Raw genomic sequence first — 22,106 nt, forward strand, 5'->3', positions numbered from 1 at the left:
GGGTTCCTTGCCTGGTGTCATGGTTCGGAAACAAACCGTGCAAATCGGCCTGAAACCACTCCCTCAATTCGCCGTTCAAACTGACCCATGGGCAAACCGGCCCTGATCTCAATTGTTTTGGGAGATCCTTCGTCGACAATTGCCATTCGCGTCCAAGTGATCGTGTCGATGCTACTTTCCAACTGGAGCACGGTCTCACTAGCTAGATTCTTCCAATAGCTGATGATAAGGGTACCGTTTGACGAAAAGGAAATTTCCAGCTGGGGTTTTGAGGTATCCAATAGCGGGTTTCCGCCGAGCATGTACTCCATGTAGTTGTTCCACTTATCCTGATCAGGATCCTCTCCGGGAACAGGATTTAATCCAAACTGGATTGCCCAATCGGAGAAGGAGATCGTCTCTATCGAGGCAGGATTCAGAACTCCCACTGCGTCCAGATCAAATCCGGATGTAATGATTGTTGGATACGGATCGTAAACAGCAAAGCCTTCACAATCCGGATTGCTACCGTCACCAACAACGTCGATAATCCGGACATATTTCACCTGGGATGGGTCCAGATGGGGATAATTCTGCAAAAGAGCATTAGTGAACTCGCCGGAAAACAACTGCTCTCCAGCCAGCGCGGAAGCATGGGCCTCAGCAAGGATGCTCAAATCAAAGGGTGTCCCCCAACCTGCCCGGTACTTCCCGCCAAACCCCTCGATAAATGTTGCCTGGACATCTCCAAACGCACCAACCGGATCCGCCGTCAACGAGTAATTCGGAAACCGGACGAAGTGAACCCCGTCAGAGGAGACCTCGACATAGGCGAGTTCCAGGAAGGCGTCCCGGAAGGCATTCTCAAATACAGCAAAATCCCATCCATCCTGATCAGCAATGCCAGGAACAAACTCAAGGGTCACTGATCCTCCGCGTCCAAGCACCAGGACATCTTGAGCGGACTCCCGAGCGGGACCCAGGGCGGCTGCGGGGTTCTTGTACTCATCGCCAACATCACTTCCGAAATTGACACTCACAACAGCATTAGCCCATCCAGTGAATTCCGGATCATCGAATGGGATGGCGGTTGATCCCTCTTGTCCGGCGGCTGGCGCGTAGGGAAAAACGGGGGGCGTGTAGGCCACCAACCGTCCGACTGCCAGCAAAACCAATCCTGTTAGAATTAGATGTCCCATACAGTACATTGTTTAGAAAATTCCCTTCAGTCCGACACGAAACTCCCTGCCGGATCCCGGATAAAACCCTCCACTGTACGCTGTTGAAAAATACTCCCTGTCGAAGAGATTGTTGATGCGCACGGTGAGCTTAAAATCATCAATAAAATTCCACTGGAGCGAAACGCCACCAAGGAAATATTCTGGAATCGTTCTTTCTGTATTTAAAAAGTCGTTTCCTTGTATCTGGTCTGACTGGTACTGCAAATCAACAGACACACGCCAGTCTACGGCAATCAAAAGCCAAGCTGAGAAAGAAGCATTCAATTCGGGCACAAGCGGAATCCTGTCACCGGCGTGAAGAGACCTTATTCCCCTGAACCCTGCCTCCACCCACGCAATTCGCGCATAATAGCCATACCTTTCAGCCTGCCAGGAGGTGTCCAGTTCGATGCCCAGTCGTTCGGTCTTGCCCATATTTCGGTTAAGGCGAACCGATTCATCGAAGAAGATCTCATCGTTCATCAACATGTAGAATACGGTCAATCCTCCACTCCACTGTGAACCGGATCGCTTGATGCCCAGCTCGAAATTATTCCCCGTCTCCGGATCGAGGTCAGTGTTGAAAGGAATCGCTAATGGATAATCTTGATACGATGCCGTCTCATCAAGTGATGGATACCGGTAGACACGATCCCAACCGCCCCAGACCGAGAGGGTTTTCGAAAGCATCTTAACAAGGGAAATCTCCGCTGCCCAGCCTGACTTCTTCACCGGCCCGTCAAAAGAGAGGAACGGATCGATTTCAGGGGGATTTTTATAGAGGGGATTCGGTATGGTGCCCCTGTTTGTAATCAATTCAGGACGAAGCTGTTCCTCTTTAAACCGAATATACTGGTAGTCCGTGTCAGCCGACTCGATGCGGATTCCTCCAGAGATCTTCCACGCATCAGTGAGCATTAATTGGCCGAAAGCATAACCACCAGCTGCTGTTCGTTCGAGATCAGCCTCCGCTCGTTTGATATTCCCGTTTGCGCTCAGGTAATTTTCGGTTTCCAGCCAATCGCGGCTTAGATCGGTACCAAATATCAACGAGTTTTGTCCCAATGGAATCAAAAGTCTTGGTGAAAACGTTGCCCGGCGTTGTAGGTTCCGTGATTCAGTCGCTGAAGAAATACCACTTGCTCCCTCCCGCCATGTTCGATCCCGACTTAGGAATCCCGCTTGTGCCTCCCACTGACCCCACTCCTCGGATCCTGTGGTCCCAATTGTGGCCAACAGGGAATCTATCTGGGAGCTCTGTTCCTCAAGAAATCCTGACTGTCTCGGGTTTTCCTTGGCCTGCTGGTAAGTTAGTGGCCCCGGATACTGAATCTCTGACCGATCGAGATGAATGCGCCCGGTCCAGCTCGCACTCTCCTCCCCTCCATGTTTCCAGGCAAGCTGTGCGCCTCTCGATTCAGCTGCTGAATTATCACGAAAACCATCTGTATCCGAATAATAAATACCTCCACGAATTCCAACCCCGTGCATTGTCTGCCCCAACCCCCAGGAACCACGAAACGCGGAGTTACTTCCCGCCTCCAGAAGTGATCTCCCTTCCAATTTATCACCCGGTTCACGCGTTTTCAGCTTGATGACACCCGATACCGCGTGATTCCCGTAAAGTACGCTCTGTCCACCGCGGATCACTTCCACCGATTGCAATTCCCCGACATCCAATCCCATCCAGTTGATGCCGCTCATGTCTCCGGGATTGTAGCTAAGTCCGTCAACCAGTACCAGTACCCGCAGTCCGCTGTTGTCCCCAAATCCGCGCATCGCCAACTGCCCTTCCGTCCCGTTGCCCGTAAACCCGCTGAAGCGTATGCCCGCCAGTTGGCCCAGCAATTCCGGGACACTCGCTCCAAGGCTGGTTTCCAACTCAGATTGCTCAAGCCGTACCACGTCTGCCGGTACCTCTAACCCCAAGGTGTCAAAATGCCACGCCTCCACTGTATACGGCTCCAATTCCAGCACCTCCTCCCCAGACAGGACGCCGGCCAGCCACATCATCATCAAGACTCCTCGATGTCTCCCTTTCACGACATCCCATCCCCTCTTATTGGCAGGGGAATGTCAATAAGCAAGGGCGCCTCAGGGGACGGTTGTTGCGGAGAGGGAGAGAAGCTGGGGCATTCCGGAGGCAAGCGGGTCGGACAGGCGGAGGACAAGCTGCCAGACACCGCTACCCAGATCAGTTTGCGAGTTTACTGAGAAAGCGGATGGATCTTCGCTGGACCAGGATCCGCCGGAAAAGTCCAGACTGACGGAATTCCAGGCGAGCAAATTGCTTCCCACACGAAGGGCGTACTGGAGATCAGGATCCTCACGGGCTAAAAATGTTATCTCGATGTAGGAGGAGCCGCCATCATCGACAGGCTGGACCATTGCGGGTGTGAGGGAAGCGGGCGAAAGGGGGTCGAGGACGAATACATACTCCGAGAAATTATCGAGCCCGTCGGCATCACTATCAAGCGAAGGCCCCGTCTGGGCCAAATCCGTCAGCCCGCCAAAAGCTGTCTGGGCCCAGGTGAGATAACCAGTCGTCGCATCCACCTGAAAGGCATCAACGACTCCCTGAATCTCGGCTGCGTAATTGCCGACGTAGGCAAACCCACTGAAATCCCGCAACTCCTCCCGGTTGGGACGGGGATCAATATCAAGGTCAGTGCCAGCATACCAATTTAGCCCGACAATAACTAATGAACCTCCGACATCCAGAAGAACCGGTGCGGAGGAATCAAAAATCACCAACCGGGATTCAAAAGGCACCCACTCAGCATCACTTGAAATATGTTTAATTGTTTCAATTGCTGAGTCTGTAACGCCTGTAAGGGTATCCGTGAACGATTGGTTCCAATTTTCGATCCGGTTTCTTCCCAAGGCAATATTGGTCACCGAGCCCCCGGAACCATTTGAGCGCCCAACCATAAAGACTTCTGCCTCCGCAATGGATGAATTATTGAATTGGGTGGAGTTACTGACGGGTTCGTCCAGAAAGGGAAAGGGCGAGTACTGGGGAGGCAGCGATTGATCAAGGATTCCCACCCAGACATCAGAAGCCGGGACCGGCTGACCACCGATTACGGTACGCGTGATGCTGGGTCCAAGCGGATCATTGGTTTCATAAAAGGTCAGTGTGTTTCCGATTGCAGGATGAAAATGTGCAGATGACAGAAAAACATTCTGGCTGACTACACTTCCCCATTTATTACTGGAAGAACGGGCCAAGCCTGACAGGTCGTAAGCTGCAGCGATAAAACTCGAATCATTAGCAAAGCGATCATTCGTCAATGGATCATAGCCATCAATCAGCATTTGCCCTGACATTGTCAGCTGGGAGAGAACCAGGCACAGCCCGGTCAGCGAAAAAAAATCCCTGAAACTAATAGCCAGCATTAGCAAAGGAGATGACACTCCGGGGGACTCGACAAGCCAAAATTGAGGCAAGAAAGCAGCCCGCCGAATGTTAAGGGAGGCCTGCTCATCCTCTTTTTTGAATTACACTTTCTAATAAAGTACTTGCCTGTATTAAGCTAAACTAATTAAAAACTTTTCGGACAAGTCAGCTTATGAAAATACATTACTACCTCTCCCTTATTCCGGAATCACTCATTGCCTCGATGCTGCCTCCGGAAGAATTCGGTAATTATTACGCCTTGGGCTCGCACAAGCGTTCGCGAGGACAAGCGATCTTCTTTGAAATCGACCCGGAAAAAGCAGGCGATGCCTTGGACACAAAAACCGCGGAGGAGAAATGCATCCCCCATGAGGATGGCAGCCCGCGAAAGTCGTCATACTTGAAAATCTATCGAGCTCTCGAAGCCATCCCGACGGATGCTCTTGTACGTCTGTATCTGACAACAGATGACGGCCGGACCCTGACCATTGAGCCCGGTGAATATATAGCCGAGGAGGACCGCCCGCTTCACCTGTATCAGGAAGTCTGTCCGGTCAATCCGCGTGTCGTCAGCAAACTGAACCCGATTGACTTCTGCAAGCGACTGACTTCACCCACCGGTCCCATCCACGTCCCGCGAATAGTCTTTGCTGAAATGAAACTGGAAGACCTCGCCCGCGATCCGGATTCCATGGAAGTCGAAAACCTGCCGTACATGAATCTGGATCATTTAAGGGATTGCCTGAGAGAGTTGCGGCACACCTACGCCAAACCAAACAAGACGGTCATTCGCCAGATGAAGCAGGATGTCCTTTTCCGGACCATTCGAGGAGGCTTTTATCTGGGTGACCAGGAATCCTTTGTCTACTTCCCGCTGCCAAGCAAAGAAGACCTGGAAACGATCCATTATCCATGGTGGCGGTCGGCTCTGTCAGGCTACGGAGCCTGAGAAGAAGAAAATCTCAAATTGAAATTATCATCATGAACAATCTTCTTTTCTGGATCACACCTGTCGCCTCCATTGCCGCACTCGGATTCGCCTTCATGTTCTTCCGGAACATGCTCAAGAGCTCTGAGGGAACTGAAACCATGCGGACCATCGCCCAGCATGTTCGTGTCGGTGCAATGGCCTATCTGAAACAGCAATACAAGGTAGTTGCAGTATTCTTTGTCATCATATTCCTCGTCTTTGCCTATCTGGCTTACGGTCTGCATCTGCAAAACAAATGGGTCCCCTTCGCATTCATCACGGGAGGGTTTTTCTCAGGACTGGCCGGTTTCTTCGGCATGAAGACAGCCACTTACGCTTCGGCACGCGTTGCCAACGCCGCCCGGGAGTCACTTGACGAGGGATTGAAGCTCGCCTTCCGAAGCGGTGCAGTGATGGGGCTTGTCGTCGTTGGTCTGGCACTGCTGGATATTTCGGTCTGGTTCCTTGTCCTGAACAAGTTTGTCGTGACCGATTCCCCCCAGGAGAAGCTGGCCATTATCACGACGACCATGCTGACCTTCGGCATGGGAGCCTCCCTTCAAGCCCTCTTTGCTCGCGTTGGTGGAGGCATTTTCACCAAGGCAGCCGATGTCGGTGCCGACCTTGTTGGAAAAGTCGAGGCCAGCATACCTGAGGACGATCCGCGAAATGCCGCCACGATTGCAGACAATGTGGGTGACAACGTCGGAGATGTCGCCGGCATGGGTGCCGACCTGTATGAATCCTACTGTGGATCCATCCTCGCCACAGCCGCCCTTGGGGCGGCGGCCTACGCACAAGGTGATCCCGAAATTCAATATAAGGCCGTCATTGCCCCCATGATCATTGCCGGTCTTGGTACCCTTCTTTCAATAGCGGGAGTCTACATCGTCCGGACAAAACCCGGCGCCCGCCAACGCGAGCTGATGAGCTCCCTCGGCAGGGCAATCAACTTCAGCTCGATCTTGATCGTTGTGGCGTCATTTTTTCTGCTCCGCGCACTTGGGCTTCCCAACTGGGCCGGGATCTGGGGCGCAATCGTCACAGGCCTCGTGACCGGGATTGTTATCGGCAAGGCGACCGAGTATTATACAAGCCACGAATTCAAACCAACTCGCTCGATCGCCGAATCTGGAAAAACCGGCCCGGCAACCGTCATTATCTCCGGAATGGGCGTGGGCTTTATTTCAACTGTGATTCCAGTACTTGCCGTGGTTGTCGGAACTACCCTCGCCTATGGCTTCGCTTCGGGCAATTGGCAGTTCAGTTCCAGTTCAATGAGCCAGGGACTGTATGGGATTGGCATTGCCGCGGTTGGCATGCTTTCAACGCTGGGACTTACCCTCGCTACGGATGCCTACGGCCCGATCGCCGACAACGCCGGCGGTAATGCGGAAATGAGTGGTCTGGGGCCGGAAGTACGGGCACGCACAGACGCTCTCGATGCTCTTGGAAATACAACGGCCGCTACCGGCAAAGGATTTGCCATCGGATCAGCCGCCCTCACAGCACTGGCTCTACTTGCTTCGTATATCGAGGAACTGAAAATCGGTTTGATCCACCTAATGGACAAGGGAACCGCCTTCACTTTTCCAAATGGGATCGAACTGACTACCCAGGAGGCAATCCGAAACCTCGATCTGATGACCTTCATGGATTACTTTGAGGTCACCCTCATGAATCCCAAGGTCCTGATCGGAATATTCCTCGGCTCGATGATGGCTTTTCTCTTTTGCGGCCTGACGATGAATGCTGTTGGTCGCGCCGCCCAGAAAATGGTTGAGGAGGTGCGCCGACAGTTCCGCGAAATAGAAGGAATCCTGACCGGCAAGGCCGAACCCGACTACGCCCGCTGCGTGGAAATCTCCACCGTGGGGGCACAGCAGGAAATGATCCTGCCATCCACAATTGCCGTTTTAGTACCAGTAATCGTGGGCGTCATCTTTGGAGTGCCCGGTGTCTTCGGGCTTTTGGCAGGCGGCTTGGCGACAGGCTTTGTCCTCGCCGTGTTCATGGCCAATTCCGGAGGTGCATGGGATAACGCTAAAAAGTATGTCGAGGAAGGCCACCTCGGGGGCAAGGGCGGTGACACGCACAAGGCAACGGTCATCGGGGATACTGTCGGTGATCCATTCAAGGACACCTCCGGGCCTTCGCTGAACATCCTCATCAAGCTCATGAGCATGGTCTCGATCGTCATGGCTGGAGTTACCGTGGCATACAGCGTATTCTGATACACTTTGTAGCCAATAATTAGTGACAAACAAAGAGGGTGCGAGCGGCACCCTTTTTGTTACTCTTTGGGAACGATTTCCATCCCGAGGAGGTCTGCGAATGACCCAAGCGTATCCAAGGAGGCCGGGATACACTCCATTAAACGATCCGAGTATCTTGCCAAGAGCGGGCTTGTCACCGCCGTTTCCATCATCATGACATCAAGCCCCATCAGGCTTCGCCATTCCTTCAGCCGGGATGCTCCGTACTCTTCAAGTTGGTCGGCGCCACTCTTCCCATCAAGGACATCGGCAATTATTTGTGCGAGCAAATGGCCTTCCTGGACTCCCAGGTTCATGCTCTGCATCCCAATTGGTGCGGCCAGATGGCATGCATCGCCGGCAAGCCAAGTGCGCCCCTTCCCGAATGACTCGGCCAGGCGCTTTTCAAAACGGACAATCATTCTCCAGCGGAACTGGCCGATGGATCCGTTGAACCAGGGGGCGCGTTCCTTGATCAAGGCCTCCAACATTTGAGTTTCCAAAACATGATAGCCATGTGCGCCGACCTGGACAAACAGGCGGTCCTTATCCCGTGAGAACTGCTCAGCCTTGGACTCCTCAATTTCAAAACCCCAGCGACAATAACCACCCGGTAATGGCCAAAGGATGGAAGTCCCCTCTTCACCCATGACAATGTGGGCCCGGTTATTATGGTTGAAATCAGTTTTAAATTCAAAGACGGCAAAACTCTGCGTCGGGGCCACATTAGGAAACTCGATACCCAATTTTCTTCTCACCATGGAAAAGTGTCCATCTGCCCCGATGACATAATCAGCCTGCGTGTGTAACTCCTTGTCGACCTGCCACTCCAGACGCGCCATGGCGTATCCACTCATTCCCTCCGACAGACGCTCCAATTCCAAGTCCAGGCCGTCCTCGTCTTGCTGCATGGTGGACAGGCGGTGGCTCCAGCTTAACTTGACACCTGCTCGTTCGAGCGGTCGTACCAGCGCCTCCTCCAAGTGGTCCTGGCCGACAATGAGCAATCCTGAGTCATGCCCGTTGACCTTGGAAAGGTCCAACTCGTGGCGAGGTCCATTTTCATCGCAAAAGGCCAGATGGGAAACAGTTACGGAAGATTTCTCAAGTTCCTCACTCACGCCCCACTCGCGCAGGAGGGAGAGGGTCTTCGGGTGTAATGCCAAAGCATAGCTATGCGTCCCGGGTCGATCGTCCCGTTCAATCAATTCCACCTCTACATCCCTGGCCTTTAGGGTGAGAGCTGCAGCAAGACCAACAGGTCCGGCACCAACAACGACAACTTTCCGACGTAACTTCCCTTCCATAAGAAAAATATTAAAGGCCCTGAGCTGGGCGTCAATTGAATTCAAGAACGCCGGAGTTGCACGGTGCGGCATTCTGCCTACAGTATGAGTGCATGGAACGAGCAAAGCTTTATACTTCGGTTTCCCTGTCACTCCCTGAATGGGTTCGGGATTGGGAAGTGAATCTGGATAAGAAGTATCCCACGGATGAGGACAAGATGCGTCTCGCCGTCGAACTTTCAGCTAAGAATGTGGAAGAATCAAGCGGTGGACCCTTCGGGGCGGCTATCTTTAATTCCGATACAGGCGAGGTTATCTCCATCGGGGTCAATCGCGTCGTTCCGCTATTCAACTCAACTGCTCATGCGGAAATGATGGCCTTTATGCTCGCCCAACACCGGTTGCGCAATCATCGCCTCAATGCCTCGCGTCACCATTTTGTCATGGCAACCAGCGCTCAACCCTGCGCGATGTGCTATGGAGCATCCGTCTGGGCGGGTATTAACCGGATTCTTATTGGAGCACGCCGTGAGGATGTGGAATCGCTGACGGAGTTTGATGAAGGTCCCATGCCCAGAAACTGGATACAGGGACTTAAACGCCGCGGCATTTCTGTGGATCGCGATATTCTTAGAAAAGAAGCTTCCGAAGTCCTCAGGGAATACGCCCGCCAGACTGGACAGACCTACTGAGCTTCAACTGACGTTACGGAAATTTTTTCCGCTCCGCCGACTTTCGCCCGGTCCATGACTTGAACCATTACGCCTGCCAGGGCGCCTCGCTCAACCTGCATGATGACAGGGACATCAGACTTGGAGATTGCCGTTTTGACGAGAGTTTCCACACGATTGAGGGTCACTACATTCCCATCGTGGATAACCTGGTTATTGGTCGTTACCCGCAAAATGACAGGCTCATCACGCTCTTCCTGCTCTTTGTCAGGAGGTTGCGGAGTTGGCTTGTCGACTGAGATGCCTTCTTCCTCAACAAAAACGGTCGTTACGATAAAGAAAATGAGGAGAATGAAGACCATATCAATCATCGGGGAGATGTTGATATCGGTGCGTTCCTCGGTCTTGTTAAGTCTGCTACGGCTACTCATGGGGTAATCAAGTTATCAACAAAGGATGAGATTCCCGCTCCGCGGGTCAAGCTTTGGATGCTTTCTCGCCCCAAATTGAAGAAAATACGACGAGCATCGCGGCAAAAACGAGGGCTGCCAAGGGTGAGGCCCATGCCGGCCCGCCCAGAATTCCCACACCAAGAAAGCCCAGCGTGGCAGCAGCCATGGCCGCCAGCAAGGCGTATGGCAACTGGGTTCGGACGTGATCCATGGGATCGATGCCGCAGGCCATCGAGGAGACGATTGTCGTGTCGCTGATCGGCGAGCAGTGGTCCCCGAAAACGGCTCCACTGAAGACTGCCCCCACGACCATCGGCATCACCCGCATGCCTTCGGCGTAATCTCCGCCCGAGATACTGAATCCCAGCGGAATGGCCAGAGGCATCAGCAGACCCATCGTCCCCCAGGATGTCCCGGTAGTAAAAGCGACAAGACTCCCCGTGAGGAATACCGCTAGAGGGAAAAGGGAAACGGGAATCCGGTCGCCAAGGAGCTCTCCAAGATAATCGGCCGCTTGGAGATCCTTGAGTGTGCTACTGAGCATCCAGGCCATAATGAGGATCAGTACCGGCTGGAAAAGCTGGATCATCCCCTCCATAAAAACCCCTCCACCGGTTTCGCCCTTCTTGAGGACTGAACGGGGAAGGAACCACCACGCAAGAAGGGCTCCGACTGCACTGCCAATGATCAGGATGGCTGGCACGTTTGCCTCAGCAAAACTCATCGCCAGCTTGTCGAAGGTCAGTGGCAGGAGGGCTTTGCCCGCCCGATGAACCCCGTCGGTGTAGATTCCAACAAAGATGATCGCCAAAAGAGCGGCCACCGGAATCCAGGCCCGCCAAAGCGCTCCCTTGAATGCCTCCTCAGGCAGATCAATACCACCTGAATCTGGTTGGGTCTCTTCTGCGGCCTTCATCGGGCCGAAATTCCATTGTTTCCAAATCGCGAAACCCATCAGCAGCAGGGCAAACCATGCGTAGTAGTTATGCGGCAAGCTGGCAAAAAAGAGGTGGTACGGTTCCGCGTTGGCCTCCTGTCCGGCAAGAATAAATCCCTCACGAATCATCGCCAATTGGTAGGCGATCCAAGTGGAAATAAAGGCCAGGCACGCAACCGCTGCGCTGGTTGTGTCGACAATGTAGGCCAGCCTCACGCGGCTCACTCCGGCATTTGCCGCAAGGGGCTGGAAAAGGCGCCCGACCATGAGGCTGTTCGCCAAGCCATCAAAGAAACACACCAGTCCGAAAAGCCCGGCACCCGCTTCCACTTTTCGTTTTGACCGTCCATGCAGGAGCCGGGTTAACAGGGCTTGGAGCACCCCACCCCGTTCAAGCAAGTGGACAAATCCACCCAGGATCAGCGTGAATAGAATGGCCCCGCTTTTCCACGAGCTGCCAAAATTGGGCAAAAGGTGCCGTTCCACCAGCTGCAAAGGCACCAGCCAGAGCTGTCCGTCGACCAGAAGCACGGTCCCGATGAGAGCACCGCCAAGGAGGCCCATCAACACGTTGCGTGTTGTGAAGACGAGCAGGAGGGCCGCCACACTTGGCCAAATCGAAGCCATTCCCAGACCGGCGATCTCAATCAGCGCAGTCACCACGGCAATCCCGGCCAGGAGCCAGATTAATCGCTTGCCCTTCATCATGGGGCCAGCATGCCGTCATCGCGACGAGGATCAAGGTTCCATTTCCCGATTGCCACTACGCCCCGCTTTCACACACCTTTCATCCTTAACCCTATGCGTTTCCAACCGTCCAAGCCTTCCCTCTATGGCATGTCACCTGATCAACTGGTGGCCTTTCTCAAGCCTGCAGGATTTCCGGCCTTCCGTGCCAAGCAGATCCTCGACTGGCTCTACCGGAAACGCGTCGCCTCCTTCAAGGAGATGACCAACCTGCCCACCGCCCTCATTGAATGGCTCGATCTTAACGCCTGCATGAGCCCGAACTCCGTCCTTCTTGTGAAAAAGGCCAGCGACGTCACCGAGAAGCTGCTCCTCGAGGGCGAGGACAAGTCACTCGTGGAAACAGTCCTTATTCGTTACCCTCAGCGTGGAGTGGGTTCGGAATCATCACGCAAGACCATCTGCGTCTCTTCACAGGTTGGCTGTGCTTATGGATGCAAGTTTTGTGCTTCCGGGCTAGCCGGTTGGAAGCGCGACCTGACCGACGCTGAAATCATCGCCCAGTTCATCCATGTTGCCCGGATTGAACAGGAGAGGGATGCAAGCCGGCCCGACCAAAGCGTTCCCTTTGACAATATCGTCTTCATGGGCATGGGCGAACCGCTCGCCAACTACGATAATGTCGTCAATGCCATTCGCACACTGAATGCCGAATGGGGCCTCCATTTTGGCGCACGCCGCATCACTGTCTCCACCTCCGGCCTCGTCCCGCAAATTCACAAGCTCGCCGACGAGCCGATCCAATTTCGACTCGCCCTCAGCCTCCATGGAGCCACCAACGAGGTCAGGCAGAAAATTATGCCCATCAACAAGCGATACCCGCTTGAAGAGCTGATTCCCGCAGTCCAGGCTTTCTCGGACAAACATGGTCGCATGCTTACCCTCGAGTTTATCCTCATCGACAGCGTCAATGATTCGTTCGAGCAGGCTCATAAGCTTGCTCAAATTGCCCAGTCCCTCCATGCGCATGTGAACATCATTCCCTATAATCGCGTCGAAGGGCTTCCCTGGAAACGCCCCAATATCAACCGCCAGATGGCTTTTTCCAAAATCCTCAAGGAGGCCCGGATCTCCCACACCGTCCGCAAGGAAAAGGGCCACGATATCGATGCCGCCTGTGGCCAGCTTCGCCTCCAGACTGAGAAACAACGCCAGGCCTGATCCCCTGCTCCCTCGCTGGTCAGCCCAGGCCTTTTGTCTTTACATCCAAACCCATCATCCCATCCTTATATCTTGATGTCTAAAAACCGTCCAATAACTGAATTTCTGTCCCGAAATCGCCCAGTGATCTCGGTGGAATTTTTTCCCCCGAAGGATGAATCGGGCGGGGAACAGATCGTAGCGGCGGCGAAGGAGATCCGGGAACAGATAGATCCCGATTTTGTCTCAATCACGTATGGAGCCGGTGGCGGGACACGTGAGCGGACCTACCGCTACGCTTCGATCCTGAAGGATGAATACGGGTTTGAAGTCATGCCACACCTGACCTGTGTCGGTTCCTCCCGCGAGGAGCTGCTGGAGATCATTTCGGCTTACCAGGCGGCAGGATTCTGCAACATCATGGCCCTTCGGGGGGACCCGCCAAGTGGAGAAAGCACCTTCACACCGCATCCCGACGGACTTCCCTATGCGGGTGATCTGGTCAAGCTGATCCGGGACAACTACTCCGGGTTCAGCATCGGCGTGGCCGGCTATCCGGAGGTGCATCCGGAGGCAACTTCCGCCGAAGACGACCTGTGCCACTTGAAGGGAAAAGTGGACGCTGGGGCTTCCTTCATCACGACGCAGCTTTTCTACGATAACGCCAACTTTCTGGAATTTGTAAAGCGATGCCAGGGAGCGGGTATTGACATCCCTATCATACCGGGGCTGATGCCAATCCGTTCCGCCAAGCAGGCCAAGCGCTTTTGCCAGCACATTCCTGCTGAGTTGGAAGCAGCCTTGGAAGCGGCTGGTGATGACCCGAAAAAGACTCGTGAAGTTGGCGTCGACTGGACCCACCGGCAAATAGCCGGCTTGATGGATGCCGGCATCAAGGCCTTTCACATGTATATCATGAATCGCAGCGGAATGGCCGTGGAAGTGATCAAGCGTCTCCGGCAATCAGGCCGCCTCTAGGCGGAGTTACTGGCTCAATATAAAACCGGTTGCCAGACTTTGTTTAAAGCCAGCTCTTCTACCAGAATTTCCACCACTTCTTGCGCTTTTCCTGCGCTTCAGGAGCGGCCTTGTCGGCATCCTTCTGAACCTGTTCAGCCTTCTTTTCCGATTGTTTAGCCAGCCCGGGTGGCATTTCCCCTTCCTTCTTGGCCATACCGGGAGACTTGTCCTTTTTCACCGCCTTGGCTTTCTTCACTTCCCGGGAGACATCTTCCTCAACCTCCACTTGCTTTTTCTCAACAATCTCGCCTGATTCCTCGACCTTTTTAGTGACTTCCTTCTTGTTGGCGGCCTTTTCAAGCTCAGCTTCGCCATCCTGCTTCATCATTTTTGCCTTTCGTTCGGCCATTGCCCCGCCCGTTTCGGCATTCAGGAAAACAGGAACAAAACAGAATAATAGTGTGATCAGTAGAATTTTCATGGCCTCGAACCTATCCGACGAGGGCTCCCCTGTCCATCCACAAAACCCTCATTGGATCTTTAGGCCTTGCGCGGATGGAACCGCTTGTGCGCGCTAATGAGCTGTTTGCGATCCACTTTCGTGTAAATCTCTGTTGTGCCAATATCTGCATGTCCAAGCATCTCCTGAATAGCACGAAGGTCCGCTCCATTACTGAGCAGATGCGTCGCAAAGGAGTGCCGGAGGCCGTGGGGCTTCACCGACTTCTCGATACCAGCTACTTGCGCATACTTCTTGATCCAGTGCCAGACGGTCTTCCTCGAAAGGGCTGTTCCCCTGTTACTGAGAAAAACCACACTTCCAGTCTTTGGACGGACCAACTGCGGGCGCGCAGTATGCAGATAAGCTTTGATCGCTTCGATGGCCCGGCCGCCGACGGGGGTTAGTCGATCTTTGCCGCGTTTGCCCGCCTCCACCCGGAGGAAGCCTTCCTCAAGATCAAGGTTCTGGAGCGTCAGGGCACAAAGCTCCGAAACGCGCAACCCGCTGCTGTACATCAACTCAAGGAATGCCCGGTCCCTCAGCCCCTGTGCGGAATGCCGGCTGGGTGCCTCAAGCAAGGCGTCCACTTCCTCCGGAGAGAGCGTGTCCGGCAAATGACGGGCCAGTTTGGGGGCGCTCAACAGCTCGGTAAAATCATCCCGAATGACTTTCTCAGCGACCAAAAAGCGGGCGCAATGCTTCAAGGCACTCAGTTTGCGGGCCAGGGACGCTGCACTGTAGTCCTCGTCATCCAGCGATTGCAGCCAGGCCGAGATATCCTCGCCCTTGACGGATTCCCATATCTGGCGCTTGCACTTTGTAGCAACAAATTGGGCACATTGACAAATATCGCGCTGATACCCTTCCACCGTGTGCCGGGAATGCCCCTTCTCGAGCTCGATAAAGACCCCGAAAGCATCCACCCCATCGGCCAGTGCGGGCGGCAGGGAATCAATCGCACGGTCGATCGAATCACTCCAGCGCTTGCTTTTGAGGGAACCCATCCGTTCAGATTGAATAGGATACCGGATCCATATCAACCGCTAATTTAGCATCCGACCCGCCTGTACTTAACCTTGAAAAGCCCGCTTCATTGCGCTTTCCTCTGCTCCATGAAACTAGACGGAAGGGAAAATGACCGGGAGCTGAACCCGGCCGACCTGCGCGGCATTCTGAAATATGTCCCGCAATGGCGTCACCATACTTTCGTCATCGCGCTGGATGGCTCAGTCGTTGAGGAGGACACGATCAACAACCTCATGCTCCAACTGGCTGTCCTGCGAAACCTTGGCATTCGCCTGGTGGTTGTCTACGGGATCGGCGAACAGGTCATGAAGCTGGCCAAGGACAAACATCTAAAAGTGTCGGAAGCGCGTGGCTACGGGCCCACGGATTATGCAACCCTCGAGGTGGCCATTAATGCGGCTGGACGGGTTGGTCACCAGATAGAGCGAGGGCTCACCCGCAACGGGCTCAAGTGCGCGCGCGTCAACGCCGTTCGGGCAACCGACCGTGGCATCATCAAGGGAGTGAACCAACTCTTCACCGGTAAAGTGGAAAAAATCGACGCCGAGCTGATTATAAAGCTCATGGCCGATGAAATGGTCCCCCTCATCAGCCCGGTGGCCTTCACCAAGGACGGTTCCGAGCGGCGGATTAATTCGGATCTTCTTGGCGCTGAACTCGCGATTGCCCTCAAGGCCTCCAAGTTAATTTATATCCTGCCCTACCCGGGATTAACCTACAAGGGACAGCTTCGGCTCAATGTCGACTTTCAGGAGGTCAAGAAACACCTCGATTCCAAACAAAAGCTCATTGATGAGGCTGTCCGCTCAAAGGCGGAATACGCCGTTAAGGCAATCGAGGGCGGCACGCCGCGGGCCCACATTATCGACTGTCGCATCCACGACGGACTCCTGATGGAGGTCTTCTCCAAAGTCGGTATCGGATCCATGATTCATTCCAATCCGTACTCCCAGATCCGGGCCGCCCGACGCAAGGATGTCGGGGCAATCTTCACGCTTACCAAGTCGGCGGTGCGCGAGGAAATTCTTCGGCCGCGCTCCCGGGCCAGCATTGAAGCGGACATCGCGGACTACCATGTCTACGAGATTGATGACAGCATCATCGGATGCTTCCGCATCACCAACTTTCCCCGGTCAAGGACCTCCGAGCTTGGGGCAGTCTACGTCCATCCTGCTTATCAGGGACGCCGGATTGGCAAAGCCATGGTGCAGTTTGCCGCTGAAGCATGCGCGAAAAAGAACAAGAACCGGCTGGTCGCCCTGACCACGCAGACCTCCGCCTTTTTCCGGGATACCTGCGGGTTTTCGGTCGGCCAGCGCGCTCTCCTGCCAAAGCCTTTGCGAGAACAACTCGAACGCAGCGATCGCAACTCGCAGATTTTCTACAAGGACTTGTAGAAAAAAGGACCGGTTGGCGGTAAGCCGGATTCTGTCCCCTCCCCGACAAGTCGGGGAAAGTGGCTCCCATTTATCTATCCCGCCGAAGCGGAATCCCCCGACAAGTCGGAGGTGCGACTAACCCGGGATCATCGGACGGGCCGCCCGATCCCCTATTCAGTCTTGCACCAGATTGGGTTTACCGTGCCCCGTCAGTTACCTTCCGGGCGGTGAGCTCTTACCTCACCATTTCACCCTTACCTCGACGAATCGAGGCGGTATATTTTCTGTGGCACTGTCCGTCACGCCGGCTTCGCAGCCTGCGTGCCCCTGCTTTCACAAGGAATCCCGCCCTATGGTGTCCGGACTTTCCTCTACCGTCCCGAAGAACGACAGCGGGAGCCCGCCAACCGGTTAACTCAAAGCGTGGATCATTGAAGCCCTCTGGCAACCACAATTGTTAAACCCTAAACCCAAAGAGGGAACAATAGCCAAATGCACATCAGGGCCATTCAGTCCAACCGGACAGGAAACGGTAGTGCCATCCGCCCCACAAGTCGCTCGCCCAGATCCAGTTCTCATCCGTCGCGCTCCACAGCCATAGGTTGAAAGGACCCGTGCTGGCGGATGTGCTTACCCAGAGCCAGCCACCCTCCCCATAATGATAAATCCAGGGAAAGTTCTGGTCATCGATGACTCCGATTCCGGTCAACTTCCGCCCAGTGCGCGGATCCGGCGGAACGGTCGACCAGTAACCACTGCCGTAGGTTGGAAGAGCTCCACCAAAGTCACCGAGTTCCCAGACATAGGACCAGACTGGATCTGAACTGGAATTTTCCACCCCCACCGGACCATAGCCGTATAAGATCGCATAGGTCGTCGAAATCTCACGCGTGAAAATGGTTGAGGTACCATCATCCACCGTCATTTGGACGTCAATCTTCACAATCGCCACCGGAATGACCGTATTTGCCACCAAACGTCTCTCAAACCTGGCGAAAAACACATCACCGCTAAAAGTGCAGGTGACCGGAATTGACCCGGGATTCACCGTGCCACTGGCAGATCCGGAAAACGGCACGACAACACCTTCGGTCAATCCCAGAGGACACAAGGGGACACCCGGCAAGCCGAAATCTACAAAAAGGCTTTGGCCTCCTCCATCCAACCAGTAGGCATTCACCCAATGCAGACCATCCGGGGTCAGTTGAAACTGGTCCCGGTAATCCCGGTCAATATCCTTGAAGGAGGTCCGGAAGAAGGGACCGCCGATCGACTCAACCCGGAGCGGTTCGGTCGATTCAGAGGTCATGACCCATTGGTTAAATGAGACCAAAGGCAGGTAGTCCACCCAGTTGAATCCGTAGGAAGAAGACAGCCCTATGGTCAGAAAGGCTGCTACCCCTCGAAAAACTGCCCTGCCCCTGACACCGATGAAAGACAAGATAGATAAGTTCATCGAATAGGGTCTATAAATCATGCAGAGTCCCGAAGTCAATGCCCTGTTTTTGTAAATCCCACAGGGAAACCCGTGAACCTGCGCCTACCGGTCAAAGTAAAGGATTCGGCCGCAACTGTCGCAGCGGACAAGTTCCTTCCCCCGCCGGGTAGTGGACTCGATATCGCCAGATACCTTGAGGTGACATCCCTGGCAACGGCCATCCTCCAACTGCACGACAACGGGTGGGCGCTTCACCTGCCCCTTGACGTACTTGTATTGCTGGAGAACAGATTCATCCACCTCCTTCGCACAAGCTTCAACTGCCTCACCGGCAGCTTTCAATTCGGATTGGAAGGAGGTAAAATTGTCCTTCAGTAACTGGATATGCGCCTCGAGGGTGTGCTTTTGCTCCTTGGTCAACTGGCTCAATTTCTCCAGCTCGGATTGATACAGCTCGATATCCTCAAGGACCTGGAGCTCCTTATCCTCCAGATCTGAAATGGATGATTGCAGGTTCTTGATCTCGTTTTCGAGGGCCGTGAATTCCTCGTTCTTTTTGACCTGCATCTGCTGGGTCTTGTACTTGATGATATGCTCCTCCGCTTCAGCGACATCTCCCTCAAGTTCGAGCCGGCGCACTTCCAAGGCTTTCAGCCCATTCTCCTTTTCGGCCAGCGCAAACTCAAGCTGGCCGATGGCCACCTCCTCTTTTTGGATTTCCCGTGGGATATCATCCAGTTGTCGACGAATGGAATCACAGCGAGTATCCCGATCTTGCAGGATTAAAAGCTTTTGAATCCAGTCAGCAACCATGCCTGAGATTTGTCGAGTGCCATGCCAATTGGCAATTGGAAAAACCTTTTTATGTGCTTTTTGCCATTGCCGCGAATCCCACTGTCCCCGCATCATCCTGACATGATCGGGCTGAATGATGCTTTTCTGGAAGGATCTGTAGCGAAAATCCCCGCACAGGAGACTTGGGAGGCCGTTGCCCGTATTTTCAAAAAGGAGGGCACCCTCCAAAAGAAGATGCAGCTGGAACACCGTCCGCAGCAGGAGCAAATGGCGCTACGGACGCTGGAGGCGTGGCAAAGGGACCAGCCCGTTTTCTTTGAGGCCGGCACAGGCGTCGGGAAGAGCCTTGCCTACCTGATCCCGGGTATCATGCAGGCCGTATCGGCCGAACGACCGCTCGTCGTCTCCACCCATACGATCGCCTTGCAGGAACAGATTGAGACTAAAGACCTGTCACTCTGCCGGAAGCTGTTCCAGAGTGATCCCATTCTGGCGCATTTTGCGAAATTTCGTCACGCAGTACTCCTCGGGCGTGGCAACTACCTCTGTGGAACGCGCCTGAAACAGGCCCTCAAGACCCGCACAGAGCTTTTTCCCTCAAATGAGCAGAAGGAGCTCGAGCGCATTGCCGACTGGGCACAGACAACCACCACCGGTTTGCGTCAGGAACTGAGCCCGGAACCACTTCCGGAGGTCTGGGACTGGGTCCAGGCAGACGGACATTCCTGCAACCCAAGGAATTGTTCCCCCAAAAGCTGTTTCTTCCGCAAGGCGCGGGAAGCCGTCAGGGACAGCAACCTGATTATCGTGAATCACAGCCTGCTGTTTGCCCTTTTGGCGGCAGGCCACTTCCCGACCGGGGATGTTCCCGGAATCCTCTTTCCCGAGGATTTCATGGTGATTGATGAAGCCCATACCCTCCCGGCTATTGCCACCGAGTATTTCGGCCTGCAAATCAGCGGCCTCGGTCTGAGGCGGCAATTGCTCAAACTCTATCATCCGCACAAGCGGAAGTCCCGTGGGCTGCTGGTGAAAAACGGAGACCCGGGCCTTCGTAGCCAGGTCATGATCCTTACCGATGAGGTGGAGGGCTTTTTTGAATCTGTAAAGCAGGAGCATCTCGGGGCCGGACGCCCGTTCCGCCTGCGCGTCGCGGATTGGCACGAGAATTCCTTGGATATTCCCTTGAGAGACCTCATCCACGGCATCTGCAAATGCGAAAGCCGTATGGAAGAAGGTGCCGAGCGGGATGAACTAGAGGGAGTCCGACGCAGGTTGCAGGCTTATCGCGAGGGCATTAACGAGGCTCTTCAGATCAGCGATCCGGAATCCGTCTACTGGATTGAGGGTACCGGACAGCAGGGCAAGCGCGTGCATTTGAGGTCGGCGCCGCTTGAAGTGGCCGGCCCATTGCGTGAACGGCTCTTTGAGCGAAATACTGGACTGCTCCTGACGAGCGCAACCTTGGCCGAAGGTCCGGACATGGACTCCTTCAAGCGAAAGGTGGGGGCGCCCGAGGCTGATTCAGAGCAGGTTGCCTCGCCTTTCGATTATCCTCTACAGATGGAAATCCTCATCCATGAAGGGGCTCCGGGCCCCTCCTCCGAGGACGGTAGCCTGAACACGAAATTCCTTGAAAAGGAAATTCTCCGGCTGGCCTGTGAAGTGAAAGGCGGATCACTTGTCCTGTTCACGAGTTATCGCGATCTTCTGGCTGTTGACAAAGGTCTTCGTCCCCAGTGCAGCCGCCTTGGCCGGCCGCTATTCAGCCAGGGAACCGGAATGGGACGATCGGAATTGCTCACCGCCTTCCGCGAAACGGGCAATGGCATTCTACTTGGCACCGATTCCTTCTGGACCGGCGTCGATGTGCCCGGACCCGCGCTTTCGCAGGTCATCATCACCCGCCTCCCATTCGAAAATCCCTCCCATCCCATTGCCGAGGCAAGGGGTGAGAAATGCCGTGAGGAAGGCCGCAGTGCATTCTCCGAGCTCACCCTGCCAGCGGCATTGGTCAAATTCCGTCAAGGCCTCGGGCGACTTATCCGAAACCAGACCGATGAGGGCCGACTGGCGATTCTCGACTCCCGGATTCTCTCAAAACCGTATGGGAGGCTCTTTTTGGATGTCCTTCCACATAGTCAATACAAACGGATCTCCTGAGCCTTGGTGGCTTGATCATTTTGTCAGCTTTGCATTTGCCTCACAGCCTACCTCAGGTAGGATTAAATCATGATTAAAGCCTCCTTCGGCCTGACTGAAACAGGGTCCGTTCGCCGTGAGAACCAGGACAGCTACCTCGTAGACCCAGCGATGGGATTGTTTGCTGTGGCAGATGGATTGGGCGGCCTCCCGAATGGGGATCGAGCCAGCAAACTGGCCCTCGATATTCTCAAGCGCCAATTGCGAGAGCATCCTCAAATGACCCTTGAAATGGCCATTGGCATCATCAATGAGGAATCCCGCAAGGTGGGATATGAAATAGATGAGTCGGGATTCGGAACAACCCTGACTATCGGCCGATACAAGGCGGAAGAAGAAATCCTGGAGTTGGTTCACATCGGTGATTCGGCGGCTTACCTCGTGACAAACGATAAGGCTCACTTGATCACTGTTGAACACACCGTCGCTGCCCGCATGATCGCGAGCCAGTTTGAGGAGGCTTGCGAGGCAATTCCAGCCTCCGCCCACCATACGCTGACACAATGCATCGGCCAGGACTTGTACATCGATCCGCAGGTAGCGGAATTTAAAATACAGGAAGGCGATCGTCTTTTTCTCTTAACAGACGGAGTGACCAAGGCCCTCGATGAGGAATCCTTGAGGGAATCACTCGAGGTCAGGGAATCACTCGAGAGTATCTGCCAGACCCTGACTTTCAGGATTGAAGTTGCCGGCTCACCCGACAACTACACGATCGCCGCAGTAGAGTTTTAGGCGGTAACCGGT

Annotated in this window: 18 protein-coding genes and 1 other RNA gene; 8 read left to right on the forward strand and 11 right to left on the reverse strand. The window is 54.3% G+C overall.

Annotation, left to right across the window (positions count from 1 at the left end; all coding sequences use genetic code 11):
* Window positions 1-17 precede the first annotated feature (17 nt).
* The 3 genes from G0Q06_RS12445 to G0Q06_RS12455 all read right to left on the reverse strand — a co-directional run bounded on the left by G0Q06_RS12445 (window position 18) and on the right by G0Q06_RS12455 (window position 4,598).
* Window positions 18-1,178: an alpha-amylase family protein gene (locus G0Q06_RS12445; protein ID WP_163966570.1), complete on the reverse strand. Its 1,161-nt coding sequence runs from the start codon at window positions 1,176-1,178 to the stop codon at window positions 18-20.
* 12 nt (window positions 1,179-1,190) lie between these two features.
* Window positions 1,191-3,215 (reverse strand): TonB-dependent receptor, encoded by a 2,025-nt coding sequence (locus G0Q06_RS12450; RefSeq protein ID WP_163966575.1) that lies wholly within the window; start codon window positions 3,213-3,215, stop codon window positions 1,191-1,193.
* 78 nt (window positions 3,216-3,293) lie between these two features.
* The gene (locus G0Q06_RS12455; protein WP_163966578.1) at window positions 3,294-4,598 is read right to left on the reverse strand and encodes a hypothetical protein; all 1,305 of its coding nucleotides are present in this window, start codon (window positions 4,596-4,598) and stop codon (window positions 3,294-3,296) included.
* A 173-nt stretch (window positions 4,599-4,771) separates the two neighbouring features.
* Here G0Q06_RS12455 and G0Q06_RS12460 point away from each other — a divergent pair, with 173 nt between their 5' ends.
* Window positions 4,772-5,548 carry a hypothetical protein gene (locus tag G0Q06_RS12460; protein ID WP_163966581.1) on the forward strand — a complete coding sequence of 259 codons (777 nt, stop codon included), beginning with the start codon at window positions 4,772-4,774 and terminating at the stop codon, window positions 5,546-5,548.
* 32 nt (window positions 5,549-5,580) lie between these two features.
* Window positions 5,581-7,803, forward strand: coding sequence for a sodium-translocating pyrophosphatase (locus tag G0Q06_RS12465; RefSeq protein ID WP_163966583.1), 2,223 nt, complete (start codon window positions 5,581-5,583; stop codon window positions 7,801-7,803).
* Between the two features lie 59 nt (window positions 7,804-7,862).
* Here G0Q06_RS12465 and G0Q06_RS12470 read toward each other — a convergent pair whose 3' ends face one another.
* Window positions 7,863-9,131 carry an FAD-dependent oxidoreductase gene (locus tag G0Q06_RS12470; RefSeq protein ID WP_163966586.1) on the reverse strand — a complete coding sequence of 423 codons (1,269 nt, stop codon included), beginning with the start codon at window positions 9,129-9,131 and terminating at the stop codon, window positions 7,863-7,865.
* Between the two features lie 92 nt (window positions 9,132-9,223).
* On the opposite strand from G0Q06_RS12470, the gene G0Q06_RS12475 reads away from it, so the two are divergent.
* Entirely contained in the window at window positions 9,224-9,802 is a 579-nt protein-coding gene (locus G0Q06_RS12475) for a nucleoside deaminase (RefSeq protein WP_163966589.1), read from the forward strand.
* Here G0Q06_RS12475 and G0Q06_RS12480 read toward each other — a convergent pair.
* Together G0Q06_RS12480 and G0Q06_RS12485 are read right to left on the reverse strand one after the other, a co-directional pair.
* A complete protein-coding gene (locus G0Q06_RS12480) occupies window positions 9,796-10,212 on the reverse strand; it encodes an ExbD/TolR family protein (RefSeq protein WP_163966592.1) in 417 nt (138 codons plus the stop codon). The two genes, G0Q06_RS12475 and G0Q06_RS12480, sit on opposite strands and share 7 nt — an antisense overlap.
* 46 nt (window positions 10,213-10,258) lie before the next feature.
* Window positions 10,259-11,878 carry a Na+/H+ antiporter NhaC family protein gene (locus tag G0Q06_RS12485; RefSeq protein ID WP_163966595.1) on the reverse strand — a complete coding sequence of 540 codons (1,620 nt, stop codon included), beginning with the start codon at window positions 11,876-11,878 and terminating at the stop codon, window positions 10,259-10,261.
* A 93-nt stretch (window positions 11,879-11,971) separates the two neighbouring features.
* Here G0Q06_RS12485 and rlmN point away from each other — a divergent pair, with 93 nt between their 5' ends.
* Window positions 11,972-13,078 carry a dual-specificity RNA methyltransferase RlmN gene (rlmN, locus tag G0Q06_RS12490; protein ID WP_163966598.1) on the forward strand — a complete coding sequence of 369 codons (1,107 nt, stop codon included), beginning with the start codon at window positions 11,972-11,974 and terminating at the stop codon, window positions 13,076-13,078.
* A gap of 75 nt (window positions 13,079-13,153) precedes the next feature.
* Window positions 13,154-14,035: a methylenetetrahydrofolate reductase [NAD(P)H] gene (metF, locus tag G0Q06_RS12495; protein WP_163966601.1), complete on the forward strand. Its 882-nt coding sequence runs from the start codon at window positions 13,154-13,156 to the stop codon at window positions 14,033-14,035.
* A gap of 58 nt (window positions 14,036-14,093) precedes the next feature.
* Here the strand turns inward: metF and G0Q06_RS12500 are convergent, their stop codons facing one another.
* Window positions 14,094-14,498: a hypothetical protein gene (locus G0Q06_RS12500; RefSeq protein ID WP_163966602.1), complete on the reverse strand. Its 405-nt coding sequence runs from the start codon at window positions 14,496-14,498 to the stop codon at window positions 14,094-14,096.
* Between the two features lie 59 nt (window positions 14,499-14,557).
* On the reverse strand, window positions 14,558-15,523 hold the full coding sequence (xerD, locus tag G0Q06_RS12505) for a site-specific tyrosine recombinase XerD (protein WP_163966604.1): 966 nt from the start codon (window positions 15,521-15,523) through the stop codon (window positions 14,558-14,560).
* Window positions 15,524-15,631: 108 nt separating this feature from the next.
* On the opposite strand from xerD, the gene argA reads away from it, so the two are divergent.
* Entirely contained in the window at window positions 15,632-16,942 is a 1,311-nt protein-coding gene (gene argA, locus G0Q06_RS12510) for an amino-acid N-acetyltransferase (RefSeq protein WP_163966606.1), read from the forward strand.
* A 4-nt stretch (window positions 16,943-16,946) separates the two neighbouring features.
* Here argA and rnpB read toward each other — a convergent pair.
* The 3 genes from rnpB to G0Q06_RS12525 form a co-directional block, all read right to left on the reverse strand.
* An RNA gene (rnpB, locus tag G0Q06_RS12515) (RNase P RNA component class A) lies at window positions 16,947-17,336 on the reverse strand.
* Between the two features lie 87 nt (window positions 17,337-17,423).
* Entirely contained in the window at window positions 17,424-18,380 is a 957-nt protein-coding gene (locus G0Q06_RS12520) for a hypothetical protein (protein ID WP_163966608.1), read from the reverse strand.
* An 84-nt stretch (window positions 18,381-18,464) separates the two neighbouring features.
* Entirely contained in the window at window positions 18,465-19,175 is a 711-nt protein-coding gene (locus tag G0Q06_RS12525) for a zinc ribbon domain-containing protein (protein WP_163966610.1), read from the reverse strand.
* A 51-nt stretch (window positions 19,176-19,226) separates the two neighbouring features.
* On the opposite strand from G0Q06_RS12525, the gene G0Q06_RS12530 reads away from it, so the two are divergent.
* Together G0Q06_RS12530 and G0Q06_RS12535 are read left to right on the forward strand one after the other, a co-directional pair.
* The gene (locus G0Q06_RS12530) at window positions 19,227-21,320 is read left to right on the forward strand and encodes an ATP-dependent DNA helicase (protein WP_163966613.1); all 2,094 of its coding nucleotides are present in this window, start codon (window positions 19,227-19,229) and stop codon (window positions 21,318-21,320) included.
* A gap of 69 nt (window positions 21,321-21,389) precedes the next feature.
* Window positions 21,390-22,094, forward strand: a complete 705-nt coding sequence (locus G0Q06_RS12535) for a PP2C family protein-serine/threonine phosphatase (protein WP_163966616.1) — start codon at window positions 21,390-21,392, stop codon at window positions 22,092-22,094.
* Window positions 22,095-22,106: the final 12 nt, after the last annotated feature.

Origin of the sequence: Oceanipulchritudo coccoides (assembly GCF_010500615.1) — a bacterium.
GTDB lineage: Bacteria > Verrucomicrobiota > Verrucomicrobiia > Opitutales > Oceanipulchritudinaceae > Oceanipulchritudo > Oceanipulchritudo coccoides.

What these genes read in the sequence shown, in the direction of transcription:
- G0Q06_RS12530 (WP_163966613.1), top strand. Translation starts at nt 19,227, where the DNA reads ATGTGCTTTTTGCCATTGCCGCGAATCCCACTGTCCCCGCATCATCCT.
- G0Q06_RS12520 (WP_163966608.1), bottom strand. Translation starts at nt 18,380, where the DNA reads ATGAACTTATCTATCTTGTCTTTCATCGGTGTCAGGGGCAGGGCAGTT.
- G0Q06_RS12485 (WP_163966595.1), bottom strand. Translation starts at nt 11,878, where the DNA reads ATGATGAAGGGCAAGCGATTAATCTGGCTCCTGGCCGGGATTGCCGTG.
- argA (WP_163966606.1), top strand. Translation starts at nt 15,632, where the DNA reads ATGAAACTAGACGGAAGGGAAAATGACCGGGAGCTGAACCCGGCCGAC.
- G0Q06_RS12500 (WP_163966602.1), bottom strand. Translation starts at nt 14,498, where the DNA reads ATGAAAATTCTACTGATCACACTATTATTCTGTTTTGTTCCTGTTTTC.
- G0Q06_RS12475 (WP_163966589.1), top strand. Translation starts at nt 9,224, where the DNA reads ATGGAACGAGCAAAGCTTTATACTTCGGTTTCCCTGTCACTCCCTGAA.
- G0Q06_RS12480 (WP_163966592.1), bottom strand. Translation starts at nt 10,212, where the DNA reads ATGAGTAGCCGTAGCAGACTTAACAAGACCGAGGAACGCACCGATATC.
- G0Q06_RS12445 (WP_163966570.1), bottom strand. Translation starts at nt 1,178, where the DNA reads ATGGGACATCTAATTCTAACAGGATTGGTTTTGCTGGCAGTCGGACGG.
- xerD (WP_163966604.1), bottom strand. Translation starts at nt 15,523, where the DNA reads ATGGGTTCCCTCAAAAGCAAGCGCTGGAGTGATTCGATCGACCGTGCG.
- G0Q06_RS12465 (WP_163966583.1), top strand. Translation starts at nt 5,581, where the DNA reads ATGAACAATCTTCTTTTCTGGATCACACCTGTCGCCTCCATTGCCGCA.
- G0Q06_RS12450 (WP_163966575.1), bottom strand. Translation starts at nt 3,215, where the DNA reads ATGATGATGTGGCTGGCCGGCGTCCTGTCTGGGGAGGAGGTGCTGGAA.
- G0Q06_RS12455 (WP_163966578.1), bottom strand. Translation starts at nt 4,598, where the DNA reads ATGCTGGCTATTAGTTTCAGGGATTTTTTTTCGCTGACCGGGCTGTGC.
- G0Q06_RS12535 (WP_163966616.1), top strand. Translation starts at nt 21,390, where the DNA reads ATGATTAAAGCCTCCTTCGGCCTGACTGAAACAGGGTCCGTTCGCCGT.
- G0Q06_RS12470 (WP_163966586.1), bottom strand. Translation starts at nt 9,131, where the DNA reads ATGGAAGGGAAGTTACGTCGGAAAGTTGTCGTTGTTGGTGCCGGACCT.
- rlmN (WP_163966598.1), top strand. Translation starts at nt 11,972, where the DNA reads ATGCGTTTCCAACCGTCCAAGCCTTCCCTCTATGGCATGTCACCTGAT.
- metF (WP_163966601.1), top strand. Translation starts at nt 13,154, where the DNA reads ATGTCTAAAAACCGTCCAATAACTGAATTTCTGTCCCGAAATCGCCCA.
- G0Q06_RS12460 (WP_163966581.1), top strand. Translation starts at nt 4,772, where the DNA reads ATGAAAATACATTACTACCTCTCCCTTATTCCGGAATCACTCATTGCC.
- G0Q06_RS12525 (WP_163966610.1), bottom strand. Translation starts at nt 19,175, where the DNA reads ATGGTTGCTGACTGGATTCAAAAGCTTTTAATCCTGCAAGATCGGGAT.